The following is a 13,828-nucleotide window of genomic DNA, read 5'->3' as shown; positions in this document are numbered from 1 at the left end:
CGGCGTGCTGCCGCGTGCGTGCCGCCGAGATCAGTCGGCGTCGGCCTTCACGAGTTCGCGAGCCGGGATCGGCTCGATCCTGCCCATGAGCAGGAGGTAGGAGGCGAGGCCTCCGATGAGCGCGACACCGCCGATGATGAAGGCATAGAAGAAGTGGCCCGTGACATCGACGATGAAGCCCGTGACGATCGGGGCCACGACGCCCGCGAGCAGGTTGACGCAGTTGACGATCGCGGCGAGCGAGCCCGCACTGCCCTCGGGGGCGATGAGCGCCGGGAGCGAGTTGCTCGTGACATAGACGAGGGCGATGCCCGCGCTGCCGATCGCGATCCAGATAATGGCGACGACGGCGTTGTTGCTGAACGCCGCTCCCACGGTGAACAGGGCCACGATCATCCCGGCCACGAGGATTCCCTTGCGGATCTTGTCGGGGTTGGCCCCGCGGCCGATGACCCGGTCGACCCACCAGCCGCCGATCGTGAGCTCTGACACGAACATCGCGAAGGCCGGCACCGCGGCGTAGATGCCGCTCTGGAGGATGCTCTGGTTCATGCTCGTCTGCATATAGCCGGGAAGCCACGTGAGGAGCATCCAGAGGACGTAGCCCGCGCCGGCGAGACCGAGGGAGAGGCCCCAGACCTTGCGCTGGCGAAGGAGGTAGGCGACCGTGGCCCATTCGCTCGACGGGCGAAGGTCCTCGCTCGACGCCCCGCCGTCCACGATGTAGCTGTACTCCTCGGCCGTCATCCGGCCCTTCGCGAGCCGCGCCTTCGGCCCCGTGTACCGCCACAGGAAGGCCAGGAGGAAGACAACCGACAGGGCGGCCTGGAGCCAGAAGGCCTCGCGCCAGCCCCACGTTGCGACCGTGAAGGCGATGAGCGGAAGGCCGAGGACGTTCGCGAGCCGGGTGCCGCTGTCGAAGATCGCGGTGCACAGTCCGCGCTCGTGCCGCGGGAACCACAGACCAGTCGCCTTCATGGCGCCCGGGAACGCGGGGGCTTCGGCGACGCCGAGGAGCACGCGGGCGACGACGATGACCCAGGCTCCGGAGGCGATCGCCGTGAGGACGGAGGCGATGGTCCACAGGACGGCGCTCGCGCCCCAGATCTTCTTCACGCCGAAGCGGTCGAGCAGCATGCCCGAAGGGATCTGCATGATCGCGTAGGACCACAGGAACGCGGACGAGAGAATCCCGAATTCGGTCGCGGTGAGGTGGAAGTCCTGCGTCAGTGGCTTCTGCGTCACGGAGATGGACAGGCGGTCGACGTAGTTGATGAGAATTCCAAAGCCCATGAGGAGGGCAATGCTCCAGCGCGCCTTTCCGCGCGGGCGGGCGGCGGGGGCGCTGTGCCCTTCAGTCGCTTTCCTGGAAACTTGGGACAACACGATGCTCCTAGATCGGTGGCGGAGGGGGTCCGCGAAGGTTATTGACGTGGGCTGGATTCAGCCGATGGCGGCGTTCGCCGCGTCGCGCGGGCCACTATCGTGGAGCCCTGCGGCGGAAGTTGCTCGGAGTACTGCGAGAGAGCGTCCGGTGCCCACGGCTTGTGGCGAGAACCCGGATCGGCGGCCGCGGGCGGTCCGTCGAGTCAGGGCCCTGCGGGCGATCCGGACTCCGGGAATGCGGCGACGCTGCCGCTGCTTCCCGGCGCGCACCGAACTCGCCTTCGGTGCGCAGAGGTGTGAGGGGGACATGAAATGCCAATCTCATGGGTGCGAGTAGCTCTCGTGAGCTGTCTCACGTTGTATCGGTAGTTCCACGGTAGAGCAACTTCGAAAATTCCACAACAAGAAATCTAAATTCCACCTGTCGATATTTCTGGTATTCCAGAAGGGAATTGGCATACCAAATTGAAGGGTTCGGCGCGTTGCGCGTCGGTCGAATTTGGGATCCCAATCTGATGGGACCTCAACGGAATCCTCTCAGGCATCGATACGATGGCGTGTGGCGGCATTGGCCCGACAGAGGGAGGAACATGAGCGAGATCGCTCAGAGCACCACGAGCAAGGCGGACTTCTGGTTCGACCCCGCGTGTCCGTTCGCGTGGGTGACCTCGCGGTGGATCGGCGAGGTTGAGAAGGTCCGGGACATCGAGACTGAATGGCACGTCATGAGCCTCTCGGTGCTCAACGAGGGCCGCGAGCTCGATCACGACTACCAGCGGGCCATGGATGAGAACTGGGGCCCAGTGCGCGTGATCATCGCCGCGTCCGAGCTTCACGGGAGTGAATGGATCAAGCCCCTGTACGACGCAATGGGCGGGCTCATCCACAATGAGGGCGTCAAGGATCGGCCCGAAGTGATCCGGCGGGCCCTCGCCGCAGTCGGCCTGCCGGGGGATCTCGCGCAGTACGCGGATTCGGACGAGTTCGATCCGCAGTTGCGGGAGAGCCATAAGGCAGGCATCGGACTCGTGGGCCAGGACGTGGGGACTCCGGTCGTCGCCTTCAACGGTACGGCGTTCTTCGGGCCTGTCATGACGCGCGTCCCGAGCGGCAGCGAGGCGGGCGCGATCTGGGATGCCTCGGTCACGTTGGCCGGCTATCCCCACTTCTTCGAGATCAAGCGCACGCGGACGGAGCGGCCGAAGGCCGTGTAGGGAGGGTTCGGCCCCGGCCGCGGCGGCTGCGACCGCCGCTGCGGCGGGGCCCCGAATTACCTCCGTGTTCTTCGGCGGAAGGCCTTGCGGTGCTCTGTGAGGCGGACCACAATGATAGTTACCTCCTCCGAAGGAAGAGGACGTGGAAACCGAAGATCCAGTGACAGTTGCTGACGCAGCCTCAGGCAAAGCCAACAGCTGACCGCACGTGACGGGGCGGCAAGACCTGGATTCAGAGGATTCCACCAGACTGCAAGCCGTCACCGAGCAGCCGAAAAGTCGAAGCCCCACCAACGCGAGAACGCTGATGGGGCTTCCCCTTTGCCCGCAGGCCGTCAGACTAGGCGTCGACCGCCGCGAGCTCGACGCCCGAGACATTCAGCTCCCCGGCTGAATCATCGAGGATGATCTCGCGCGCATTGGCCGCCGCCCGGAGATCCCCGAGCCCGCCCTCGAGCTGAGCGATCTGGGCCGACGGGGCCGAGACGGTCGCGGAGAGCACCTCGGTGCGCTGCTTGACCTTGGCCTCCGACTTGGCCTTGCGGATGCCCGAGAGGGCCTGGCCGACGGTTGCGAGCATGCCGAGATCGCCCTCGACCGGGAGGGGCTGCGGCCAGGCCGCGCGGTGGACCGAGCCAGCGCGCCACCAGCTCCACACCTCTTCCGTCGCAAACGGGAGGATTGGGGCGAACAGGCGCAGGAGCGCGTCGAGCGTCGTCGCGAGGGCCGCGAGGACCGACGCCTGCTGGGCCTCGCCCTGAGCGCCATACGCGCGGTCCTTCACGAGTTCGACGTAATCGTCCGTGAACTGCCAGAAGAACGACTCGGAGAGCTGGAGCGCCTTTGCCGGGTCGTAGGCGGCAAACGCGCCGCCTGCCTGGGCGACGACGTCGGCAAGCTGGGCGAGGAGCGCACGGTCTAGCGGGTTCACGAGGACCGGGTCGGCCGGATCGCGCAGCACGTTGGCTTCCGTCGCCCCGAGGCCGAGCACGAACTTCGACGCGTTGAGGATCTTGATGGCGAGGCGGCGCCCGATCTTCATCTGCGCGACCTCGAACGCCGTATCGGCTCCGAGTTTGGCCGAGGCCGCCCAATACCGCACCGCGTCGGCACCGAACTCGTCGAGGATGTCCGTCGGGACGACGACGTTGCCCTTCGACTTCGACATCTTCTTCCGATCTGGGTCAAGGACCCATCCCGAGATCGCCGCGTTCCGCCACGGCGCGCAGCCGTGCAGCGCGTCCGAGCGGACCGCCGTCGAGAACAGCCACGTGCGGATGATCTCGTGCGCCTGCGGGCGGAGATCGAACGGGAAGACATTGCCGAAGAAGTCGTCGTCGCGGCTCCAGCGGCCCACGATCTGCGGCGTGAGCGAAGAGGTGGCCCACGTGTCCAGCACGTCGGGGTCGCCTGTGAAGCCCCCCGGCTGATCGCGCTGCGACTCGTCGAAGCCAGGCGCCGGCTCGGCGACAGGGTCCACCGGCAGCGAGGCGTCGTCCGGGACGATCGGGTTCTCGTAGTCGGGGTTCCCGCCCTCGTCGAGGCGGTACCACACCGGGATCGGCACGCCGAAGAAGCGCTGGCGAGAGACGAGCCAGTCGCCGTTGAGCCCTTCGACCCAGTTCTCGTAGCGCGAGCGCATGAATCCGGGGTGCCACGCGAACTCGCGGCCGCGCTCAAGGAGGCGCGTGCGCCGGTCTGCGTCGCGGCCGCCGTTGCGCACGTACCACTGGCGGCTCGTGACGACCTCGAGGGGCTTGTCCCCCTTCTCGTAGAAGTTCACGGGATGCATGATCTTCTTCGGCTCCCCGTCGAGGAGGCCGCGCTCGGAAAGCAGCTTGACGACCGCCTCCTTCGCCGAGAACGCCGTCTTGCCCGCGATCTCCGCATACGCCTCGCGGCCCTCCTCGGACGTGATCCACTCGGGCGTCTCGGATTGGATGCGGCCGTCGCGGCCGATGATCGAGCGCGTCGGGAGCTGGAGTTCGCGCCACCACGTGACGTCGGTGAGGTCGCCGAACGTACAGACCATCGCGATGCCGGAGCCCTTGTCCGGCTTCGCGAGCGGGTGCGCCTTGATCTCGACCTCGACGTCGAAGAGGGGCGACCGCACGGTCGTGCCGAAGAGCGGCTGATAGCGCTCGTCGTCCGGGTGGGCCACGAGCGCCGCGCACGCGGCGAGCAGCTCGGGACGGGTCGTCTCGATGTGGACCTGTGCGCCGTCGTCGGCCGTGAAGGCGTAGCGGTAATAGGCGCCGGGCACCTCGCGGTCCTCGAGCTCGGCCTGGGCGACCGCGGTGCGGAACGTGACGTCCCAGAGGGTGGGCGCCTCGGCGAGGTACGCGTCGCCTTCGGCGAGGTTGCGCAGGAAGGCGCGCTGGGACACCGCGCGGGAGACGTCGTCGATCGTGCGGTACGTCATGTCCCAGTCGACGGAGAGGCCCAGCGTCTTGAAGAGGTGTTCGAAGACCTTCTCGTCCTCGACCGCGAGCTCCTCGCAGAGCTCGATGAAGTTGCGGCGCGAGACGACGTCGAAGTCGCGCTGGTTCTTGGCAGGCTGCGCGGGCGGGCGGTAGTCGGCGCTATACGGGATGCTCGGGTCGCAGCGCACGCCGAAGTAGTTCTGGACGCGGCGCTCGGTCGGGAGGCCGTTGTCGTCCCAGCCCATGGGGTAGAAGACGTTCTTGCCCGTCATGCGCTGGTAGCGGGCCAGGAGGTCCGTCTGCGTGAAGGAGAACATGTGGCCCACGTGAAGCGAGCCCGACGCCGTCGGCGGAGGAGTGTCGATCGAGTAGACCTGCTCGCGGCTCGTCTCGGGATCGAACCGGTACGTGCCCTCGGCCAGCCACCGCTCGGTGAGCTTGGCCTCGAGGCCCTCGAGGGCTGGCTTTTCCGGGACATTCGCGGACGGCGCGGCGGTGCGGGACGAATCGGGCGTGTCTGTACCCGTGGGGTTCGCTTCAGGCATGGTTGCAATTCTACGTACGAATGCCAACCATGGGCCCATGGGCACAGTCAGCGTGCGCCGCGTCTACGAGCCCTCTCCCGCCGGGACCTATCGGATTCTCGTCGATCGGGTGTGGCCGAGGGGCGTGAGCAAGGAGAAGGCGGGCGCGGACCTGTGGCTCAAAGAGGTCGGCCCGAGCGCGGAGCTGCGGAAGTGGTTCGGCCACGACCCCGAGCGTTTCGACGAATTCGCGAGCCGATACCGCGCGGAGCTCGACGGCTCTGGCGCCCTGGCCGAGCTCAAGGCGGCTGTCTCTGAGCACGAGAAGGTGGACCTTGTGTACTCCGCGCGCGACGAGGAGCACAATCAGGCCGTCGTCTTGCGTGACGTGCTCACAGGCCGAGGGGGACGGGCGCGGTAGTTTGGGGTCATGACCTCGGACGCGACTCAGCTCAATCCTGCTTCCACCCAGCCCGGCGGCCCGGCCGCGCGCGCCGCCGTCGTCACGGGCGCAAGCACGGGCATCGGCGAGGCGACCGTGCGCGCCCTCGCCGCCGAGGGCTGGCGCGTCTATGCCGTCGCGCGGCGCGCCGAGCGCCTCGAGCGGCTCGCCGCGGAGACCGGAGGCGTGCCCGTTGCTGCGGACATCGCGGAGGACGACGACGTCGCCCGCCTTCTCGCGGTCGTCGAGGACGGCGGCGGGATCGACACGCTTGTCAACATCGCCGGCGGGGCCCGCGGCCGGGACTGGGTCGCCGACGCCCAGACCGACGACTGGGAATGGATGCTCCGCGTCAACGTGCTCGGCACGATGAAGATCACGCGCGCGTTCCTGCCGATGCTCCGCGCACACGGCGAGGGGACCGTGCTCAACCTCACGTCCACGGCGGGGATCAGCGCCTACGAGGGCGGCGGGGGATACAACGCCGCCAAGTACGCCGAGCACGGCATGACGCAGGCGCTGCGGCTCGAGGAGGCCGAGCACAACGTGCGCGTCGTCGAGGTGCTGCCCGGGCTCGTCAAGACGGAGGAGTTCGCGCTCAGGCGGCTCGGCGGAGATGCGGAGGCGGCCGAGAAGGTCTACGCGGGGGTCGAGAAGCCCCTCACGGCCGAAGACGTGGCCGATGTGGTCCGCTACGCGGTGAGCGTTCCGCACCACGTGAACCTCGACGAGATCGTGATCCGTCCGGTCGCCCAGGCGGCCACGCACAAGCTCATCCGCCGGGGCTGACCGGTCGCGGCCCGCGGGAGGGTAAACTGTTCGCAAAGCGTCGACCCGGCCATCACCGGCGAGCTTCCGGAAGAACAGCGCGCGCCTCCCGAGCGGGGGAGCGGCCCAGTAGAACCGGACGGGCAGGCCCGTCATAGCCCTCACGAGAGGCTCGGCCACCGTGCGCACAGCACGATGGACGGGCAAGCGAGGTGGTACCGCGGTGCCGCCCGGCAGATCCGGGCGTTCGCCGTCCTCGCGTCCGATAGCCCAACAGCCAAGGACCTTCCGTGAGCGTGTACCCCAAGGCGACGACGGCGCCGAACCCAGAGCAGGCCGGCGCGCCGGCAACCGGCTCCGTGCGCTTCCCTGAACTCGAGGAGCGCATCCTCAAGTACTGGGACGAGGACGGCACCTTCCAGGCCTCCATCGACCAGCGCGACGCAGGCCACGACGGCTCGGGCGAGTTCGTGTTCTACGACGGCCCGCCCTTCGCGAACGGCCTCCCGCATTACGGCCACCTCCTCACGGGCTACGCGAAGGACCTCGTGGCGCGCTACCAGACCCAGCGCGGCAAGCGCGTCGAGCGGCGCTTCGGCTGGGACACCCACGGCCTCCCGGCCGAACTTGAGGCCATGAAGCAGCTCGGCATGAGCGACAAGGCCCATATCGATCGCATGGGCATCGACAAGTTCAACGACGCGTGCCGCGCCTCGGTGCTCAAGTACACCCACGAGTGGGAGGCGTACGTGAAGCGCCAGGCCCGCTGGGTGGACTTCGAGAACGACTACAAGACGCTCAACGTCGAGTACATGGAGTCCGTGATCTGGGCCTTCAAGACCCTCCACGAGAAAGGCCTCACGTACAGCGGCTACCGCGTGCTGCCGTACTGCTGGAAGGACGAGACGCCGCTCTCCAACCACGAGCTGCGCATGGACGACGACGTCTACAAGGACCGGCAGGACCAGACCGTCACCGTGACGTTTCCTCTGTTGGCCGGAGAATCAGCGGCGTCGAAGGCGCTCGCGGGCGTCCTCGCGATCGCGTGGACGACGACGCCGTGGACGCTGCCGACCAACGAGGCCCTCGCCGTCGGGCCCGAGGTGCGCTACGCCGTCGTGCCTGTGGGCCCGCTCGGCGTGAAGGCTTCTGACATCCCGGACGACGCGCGCTTCCTCCTCGCCGAGGACCTCCTCGCGAGCTACGCGAAGGACCTCGGGTACGACGACGGCGAGGTTTCCGCGGCCCAGGCCGCGGCTGCCGCCGTCGAGCGCACGTTCCTGGGCGCCGAGCTCGACGGGATCAGGTACGAGCCCCTGTGGCGCTACTTCGCGGACGCGGAGAAGTGGGGTACCGAGAAGGCCTGGCAGATCCTCGTCGCGGACTACGTGACGACGACGGACGGCACCGGCATCGTGCACCAGGCGCCCGCCTATGGCGAGGACGACCAGAAGGTGTGCGAGGCCGCGGGCATCCCCGTGATCCTCTCCGTGGACGACGGCGCGAAGTTCCTCCCGCTGTTCGCGTCGGGCGAGCTCGCGGATATCGTGGGTCTCCAGGTCTTCGAGGCCAACAAGCCGATCACGCGCGTGCTGCGCGAGCAGGGCCGGCTCGTCAAGCAGGCGAGCTATGTGCACAGCTACCCGCACTGCTGGCGCTGCCGCAATCCGCTCATCTACCGCGCGGTCTCGAGCTGGTTCGTCGAGGTCACGAAGATCAAGGACCGGATGATCGAGCTCAACGAGCAGATCACCTGGATCCCGGGCAACGTCAAGCACGGCCAGTTCGGCAAGTGGCTTGAGAACGCGCGTGACTGGTCGATCAGCCGCAACCGCTACTGGGGTTCGCCCATCCCCGTGTGGGTCTCGGACAACCCCGACTACCCGCGCATGGACGTCTACGGCTCCCTCGCCGAGCTCGAGCGCGACTTCGGCCGCCTCCCGCTCAACCACGACGGCCAGCCAGACCTCCACCGTCCGTTCATCGACGAGCTCACGCGCCCCAACCCCGATGACCCGACGGGCCAGTCCACGATGCGCCGCGTCCCGGATGTGCTGGACGTGTGGTTCGACTCCGGGTCGATGCCCTATGCCCAGGTGCACTACCCCATGGAGAACCAGGGCTGGTTCGAGACGCACAACCCGGGCGACTTCATCGTCGAGTACATCGGCCAGACGCGCGGCTGGTTCTACACGCTCCATATCCTCGCCACGGCGCTCTTCGATCGGCCCGCGTTCCGCAACGTCATCAGCCACGGCATCGTGCTCGGCTCGGACGGGCAGAAGATGTCCAAGAGCCTGCGGAACTACCCCGACGTCTCCGAGGTGCTCGACCGCGACGGTTCGGACGCGATGCGCTGGTTCCTCATGGCGAGCCCGATCCTGCGCGGCGGCAACCTCATCGTCACCGAGCAGGGCATCCGCGATGGAGTGCGCCAGGTGATCCTCCCGTTGTGGAACGTGTACAGCTTCTTCACGCTGTACGCGAATGCAGCGCACAACCCGGCGCAGGGCGCCGGCGACGGCGCCGGGGAGGGCGGCTACGACGCGACGCTGCGCTACGACGGGTACACCGATCCGCTCGACCGGTACTTGCTCGCGGAGACGGGCCGTCTCGTGGAGGGCATGCGGGGGCACCTCGACGCCTACGACATCTCGAACGCGTGCGACCTCCTGCGCGAGTACCTCGACATGCTCACGAACTGGTACGTGCGCCGGAGCCGTCAGCGCTTCTTCGACGAGGACGCGGACGCGTTCGACGCGCTGTACACCGCCCTCGAGGCCGTGTGCCGCGCGGCCGCGCCGCTCCTGCCCCTCATCGCGGAGGAGATGTGGCGTGGCCTCACGGGCGGCCGCTCCGTGCACCTCACGGACTGGCCGGACGCCGCGCTCTTCCCGGACGAGCCCGCGCTCGTCGAGCAGATGGACCGCACCCAGGCCGTCTGCTCGGCCGGTTCGTCGCTGCGCAAGGCCGCGAAGCTCCGCGTGCGCCTCCCGCTCAAGGCGATGACCGTCGTCGTGCCCGCGGCCGCCGCGCTTGCGGGCTCGGAAGGCGTCATAGCGGACGAACTCAACCTCAAGTCCGTGCGCCTGCTCGACACCGAGCATGCCTCGCCCGAGGAGTTCGGCATCGAGCAGAAGCTCGTCGTCAACGCACGCGCCGCAGGCCCCCGCCTCGGCAAGAACGTCCAGCAGGCCATCAAGGGGTCGAAGTCGGGAGACTGGTCCGTGGACGGCGAAGGGCTCGTGACCGCTGGGGGGATCGCCCTCGAACCACACGAGTATGCGCTCGAGACGGTCGTGGACTCGGCCAAGGCGGGCGGCTCGAGCGCCGTCGCGATGCTGCCCGGCGGCGGCTTCGTGGTGCTGGACACCGAGGTCACCCCCGATCTCGAGGCCGAGGGCCTTGCCCGCGACCTCGTCCGGGTGATCCAGCAGGCCCGCAAGGAGGCCGACCTCAACGTGAGCGACCGGATCAAGACGAGCGTGACCGCGCGGCCGGCCCTCATCGCGGCGGCCCTCGTGCACCGCGAGCTCATCGAGGGCGAGACGCTGAGCCTCGAGCTCGAACTGCTCGAGGCCGACGTCGAGCCGACCGCCGTGGTGGCTCCCCTCTCGGCAGGCCGATTCGAGGATGGACTCCTGTGACCGATCAGACCAGTGCTCCCACCACAGTCGAGGAGGTTTACGCCGAGCTGCTCGGCCGCGCCCCCGAGAACAAGATGGAGCCGCGCCTGGCTCCGCTGTTCCGGGCCATGGACGTGCTCGGCGAGCCGAACAAGGCGTTCCCGATCGTGCACATCACGGGCACGAACGGCAAGACGTCGACCGCCCGGATGATCGAGGCCGGACTGCGCGCCTACGGGCTCCGGACGGGCCGCTACACGAGCCCGCACCTGAGCCGCGTGACCGAACGCATCAGCATCGACGGCGAGCCGGTCGCGGACACGACCTTCGTGCGGATCTGGAACGAGATCGCGCCGTACCTCGGCATCGTCGACGCGGAGCTGGTGGCCGCCGGCCAGCCGCGCCTCACGTACTTCGAATGCGTCACGATCCTCGGCTTCGCGATCTTCGCGGACGAGCCCGTCGACGTCGCGGTCATCGAGGTGGGCCTCGGCGGGGTCACGGACGCGACCAATGTTGGCGACGGCGTGGTCTCGGTTGTGACCCCCATCTCGCTCGACCACACGGACCTGCTCGGCGAGACGACGGCGGACATCGCGCGGGAGAAGGCCGGGATCATCAAGCCGGGCGGGTTCCTCGTGAGCGCTGCCCAGCCCATGGACGCGGCGCAGGTGCTTCTCGAGAAGGCACGCGAGGTCGGCGTCGAATTCCGCTTCGAGGGCGTCGAGTTCGGCGTCGAGAGCCGCACTCTCGCCGTCGGAGGCCAGCTCGTGACCGTCCAGGGCCTCGCGGGGCGCTACGAGGACCTCACGGTGCCCCTCCACGGGGCGCATCAGGCGGAGAACGCAGCCGTCGCCGTGGCGGCCCTCGAGGCGTTCTTCGGCGGGGGCGAGCGCGAGCTCGACGCCGAGATCCTCCGCGAGGCGTTCGCGGGCGTCACGTCACCCGGCCGGCTCGAAGTGGTGCGCACGTCGCCGACGATCATTGTCGACGCCGCGCACAACCCGGGCGGCATCCGCGTGACCGCAGAGGCACTCACGGAAGCCTTCGACTTCACGCGGCTCGTCGTCGTCCTCGGCGTCCTCCGGGAGAAGGACGCCGAGGAGATCCTCCGGACGCTCGACGAGGCCTTCGCGGACGTTCAGGTCGAATTCTGTTTCACCCAGTCGGCGTCGCCGCGGGCCATCCCCGCGGACGAGCTCGCCGAGCTCGCGCTCGACCTCGGGTTCGCCGAAGAGGCCGTCCACACCGAGGAAAAGCTCGACGACGCCATCGCCTACGCGGTCGAGCGCGCCGACGACGTGGGCGACTTCGGAGGCGGCGTGCTCATCACTGGCTCGATCACCGTGGTGGGCGAAGCACGCATCCTCTTGGGAACTGGTGCCCTCTGATGGCCCGCCTCACGAGAGCCCAGCGCGAATGGCGGCCGGGCATGCCCCGCAAGCGGCGGTCGGTCCGCGTCCAGTTCGCGTCGATCGTCCTGCTCACGGAGGCGTTCGTCGCGTTCTTCGCGACGCTCGCCGTGTTCGGGCTCAAGGGCCGCGACCTCGGCTCGGGCCTTGTGCTCGGCCTGGGGCTAGGGCTCGTCGTCGTCCTCGTCCTCGCATGCGCCGTCGTGCGCAGGCCGTGGGGCATGGGGCTCGGCTGGGTCCTCCAGCTCGTCCTCATCGCGCTCGGGTTCGTCGAGCCGATGATGTTCGTGGTCGGCGTCCTCATGGCGCTCGCGTGGTGGTACGCGATCCGCACGGGCGCCCGCCTCGACCGCGAGAACGTGCAGCGCGACCGCGCACAGACGGAATGGGAGCGAGCGCACCCTGACGAGGGCGGTCACGAACCTGGGGGAGAGGCCGCGACTCAGTAGACTGGTCGCGAACCTCAGCCCCGACTCCTAGGAGCCACTGTGAGCGCAGAGCGCACCCTCGTCCTCGTCAAGCCGGACGGCGTCTCCCGTGGCCTCGCCGGCGCGATCCTCGCGCGCGTCGAGGCCAAGGGCTACCGGCTGGCCCAGCTCAACCTGCTCACCGCGAAGCGCGAGCAGCTTGAGGCCCACTACGCCGAGCACGCAGGCAAGCCGTTCTACGAGCCGCTGCTCGAGTTCATGCTGAGCGGCCCCGTGGTCGCGGCCGTCTTCGAGGGCGAGCGCGTCATCGAGGGCTTCCGCGCGCTGGCCGGCGCGACCGATCCGACGACGGCGGCCCCCGGCACAATCCGCGGCGACTTCGGCCGGGACTGGGGCCTCAAGGTCCAGCAGAACCTCGTCCACGGTTCCGACTCCGTCGACTCCGCGGAGCGCGAGATCGGCATTTGGTTCGCCAACTGACGCGCCCTCGACCGCGACGCAGTCGCGGGTACAAGCGGCCCCGGCCTTCCCTGAGGAAGGCCGGGGCCGTCGTCGTTCGCCGTGGGCCGCTGGGAGTGCCCACGGCGGCTCACATGGTCGAGGGCACGAACAGGGGAAGGAAGCGGAAGAAGATCGAGGCGATGACGCCGATGTAGAGGACGGCGACGATTACCCAGCCCCAATCGCCGAGCGCCCGGGCGAGGGCCGCGGGCGCCGGGATGACGCCGTGGTGGACATTGCGGGTGGTCGTCCACACGAACATCGGGATCATCATCGCCCACACGATCATGCAGAGCGGGCACAGAATGCCGATCGAGTAGAGCGCCTGGCTCCAGAGCCACACGATGAACGCGAAGCCCAGCGTGACGCCGATCTGAAGGCCAGCCCAGTACCAGCGGCCGAACCGGGCGCCCGAGAGGAGCGCCATTGCGGTTGTCGTCGTGATCGCGAAGGCCACGATCCCGATGAACATGTTCGGGAAGCCGAACGCCGAGCTCTGCCACGTGCTCATGACCTCGCCGCAGGAGATCCACGGGTTGACGTCGCAGATCGTCGTGTGGTGCGGGTCTGCGAGCTTCGCGAGCTTCTCGAGGACGAGCGCGCCCGAGGCGAGCCAGCCGCCGATGCTCGTGATGAGCAGGAGCCACGCGTACGGAGACGTGCGCGTCATGGTCGGGCCCGCTTCTGCCGGCGCGCCGGGGTCAATCTGTGCGGAGGCGGTGGCCTTCGTCATGTTCTCGGAGTCCTTCCTCGATCCTGCCCCGATTCTAGGCGGCCCGCCTGAACACGAGCTGGCCGGACGTCGTGTGAGTCCGAGCTGGCTGGGCTCCGTGTGAGACAATGCAGATGGCCGGGCGCCGATCCACATGCGGCGGCTGGTCCGATGCAGTGCGATGAAGACCGCCGGCTCAACGCCGGGCGCGAGGAGCGATCCGCTCGAAGCCGCCCGCTGTGCCGCGGCACCTTGACGGCCGGACAGGCCGCGGGTCTACGCAGCATCGGCTCGAACGGTCGGCGGAGCCGCAGCCGTTCGGGAACAGGGTCGACTTCGTCGGCGCCTGCGGGTGCCGGCACGTGGTGCCGTCCCGGTGCCGGATGTGGCGG

10 protein-coding genes are annotated in these 13,828 nt (G+C 68.5%); 7 read left to right on the top strand and 3 right to left on the bottom strand.

What is annotated here, in order from left to right; genetic code table 11:
- Window positions 1-30: 30 nt before the first annotated feature.
- Window positions 31-1,386, bottom strand: a complete 1,356-nt coding sequence (locus SPF06_RS11170) for an MFS transporter (protein WP_323279132.1) — start codon at window positions 1,384-1,386, stop codon at window positions 31-33.
- A gap of 590 nt (window positions 1,387-1,976) precedes the next feature.
- Between SPF06_RS11170 and SPF06_RS11165 the strand changes: the two genes are divergently transcribed.
- Entirely contained in the window at window positions 1,977-2,600 is a 624-nt protein-coding gene (locus SPF06_RS11165) for a mycothiol-dependent nitroreductase Rv2466c family protein (RefSeq protein WP_323279131.1), read from the top strand.
- 340 nt (window positions 2,601-2,940) lie between these two features.
- On the opposite strand, the gene valS is transcribed toward SPF06_RS11165, so the two are convergent.
- Window positions 2,941-5,568: a valine--tRNA ligase gene (gene valS, locus SPF06_RS11160; RefSeq protein WP_323279130.1), complete on the bottom strand. Its 2,628-nt coding sequence runs from the start codon at window positions 5,566-5,568 to the stop codon at window positions 2,941-2,943.
- Between the two features lie 37 nt (window positions 5,569-5,605).
- Between valS and SPF06_RS11155 the strand changes: the two genes are divergently transcribed.
- The 6 genes from SPF06_RS11155 to ndk all read left to right on the top strand — a co-directional run bounded on the left by SPF06_RS11155 (window position 5,606) and on the right by ndk (window position 12,703).
- The gene (locus SPF06_RS11155; RefSeq protein WP_323279129.1) at window positions 5,606-5,968 is read left to right on the top strand and encodes a DUF488 domain-containing protein; all 363 of its coding nucleotides are present in this window, start codon (window positions 5,606-5,608) and stop codon (window positions 5,966-5,968) included.
- A gap of 9 nt (window positions 5,969-5,977) precedes the next feature.
- Window positions 5,978-6,778 (top strand): SDR family oxidoreductase, encoded by an 801-nt coding sequence (locus SPF06_RS11150; protein ID WP_323279128.1) that lies wholly within the window; start codon window positions 5,978-5,980, stop codon window positions 6,776-6,778.
- Between the two features lie 269 nt (window positions 6,779-7,047).
- Window positions 7,048-10,404, top strand: coding sequence for an isoleucine--tRNA ligase (ileS, locus tag SPF06_RS11145; RefSeq protein WP_323279127.1), 3,357 nt, complete (start codon window positions 7,048-7,050; stop codon window positions 10,402-10,404).
- The gene (locus tag SPF06_RS11140; RefSeq protein WP_323279126.1) at window positions 10,401-11,774 is read left to right on the top strand and encodes a bifunctional folylpolyglutamate synthase/dihydrofolate synthase; all 1,374 of its coding nucleotides are present in this window, start codon (window positions 10,401-10,403) and stop codon (window positions 11,772-11,774) included. The genes ileS and SPF06_RS11140 overlap by 4 nt, the downstream gene beginning before the upstream one ends.
- Complete coding sequence (locus SPF06_RS11135; protein ID WP_323279125.1) at window positions 11,774-12,244, top strand: DUF4233 domain-containing protein; 471 nt, start codon at window positions 11,774-11,776, stop codon at window positions 12,242-12,244. Before SPF06_RS11140 ends, SPF06_RS11135 begins: the two co-directional genes overlap by 1 nt.
- 39 nt (window positions 12,245-12,283) lie before the next feature.
- Complete coding sequence (ndk, locus tag SPF06_RS11130; RefSeq protein ID WP_323279124.1) at window positions 12,284-12,703, top strand: nucleoside-diphosphate kinase; 420 nt, start codon at window positions 12,284-12,286, stop codon at window positions 12,701-12,703.
- 109 nt (window positions 12,704-12,812) lie between these two features.
- On the opposite strand, the gene SPF06_RS11125 is transcribed toward ndk, so the two are convergent.
- The gene (locus SPF06_RS11125; RefSeq protein WP_323279123.1) at window positions 12,813-13,457 is read right to left on the bottom strand and encodes a vitamin K epoxide reductase family protein; all 645 of its coding nucleotides are present in this window, start codon (window positions 13,455-13,457) and stop codon (window positions 12,813-12,815) included.
- Window positions 13,458-13,828 lie beyond the last annotated feature (371 nt).

Origin of the sequence: Sinomonas terricola (assembly GCF_034931225.1) — a bacterium.
Classification (GTDB): Bacteria; Actinomycetota; Actinomycetes; order Actinomycetales; family Micrococcaceae; genus Sinomonas; species Sinomonas terricola.
This window is presented reverse-complemented; position numbering and strand designations above follow the sequence as displayed.

Bases quoted from the DNA above. Each gene is read 5' to 3' on its own strand.
- SPF06_RS11125 (WP_323279123.1), bottom strand. From the start codon at position 13,457: ATGACGAAGGCCACCGCCTCCGCACAGATTGACCCCGGCGCGCCGGCA.
- SPF06_RS11165 (WP_323279131.1), top strand. From the start codon at position 1,977: ATGAGCGAGATCGCTCAGAGCACCACGAGCAAGGCGGACTTCTGGTTC.
- valS (WP_323279130.1), bottom strand. From the start codon at position 5,568: ATGCCTGAAGCGAACCCCACGGGTACAGACACGCCCGATTCGTCCCGC.
- SPF06_RS11155 (WP_323279129.1), top strand. From the start codon at position 5,606: ATGGGCACAGTCAGCGTGCGCCGCGTCTACGAGCCCTCTCCCGCCGGG.
- SPF06_RS11135 (WP_323279125.1), top strand. From the start codon at position 11,774: ATGGCCCGCCTCACGAGAGCCCAGCGCGAATGGCGGCCGGGCATGCCC.
- SPF06_RS11150 (WP_323279128.1), top strand. From the start codon at position 5,978: ATGACCTCGGACGCGACTCAGCTCAATCCTGCTTCCACCCAGCCCGGC.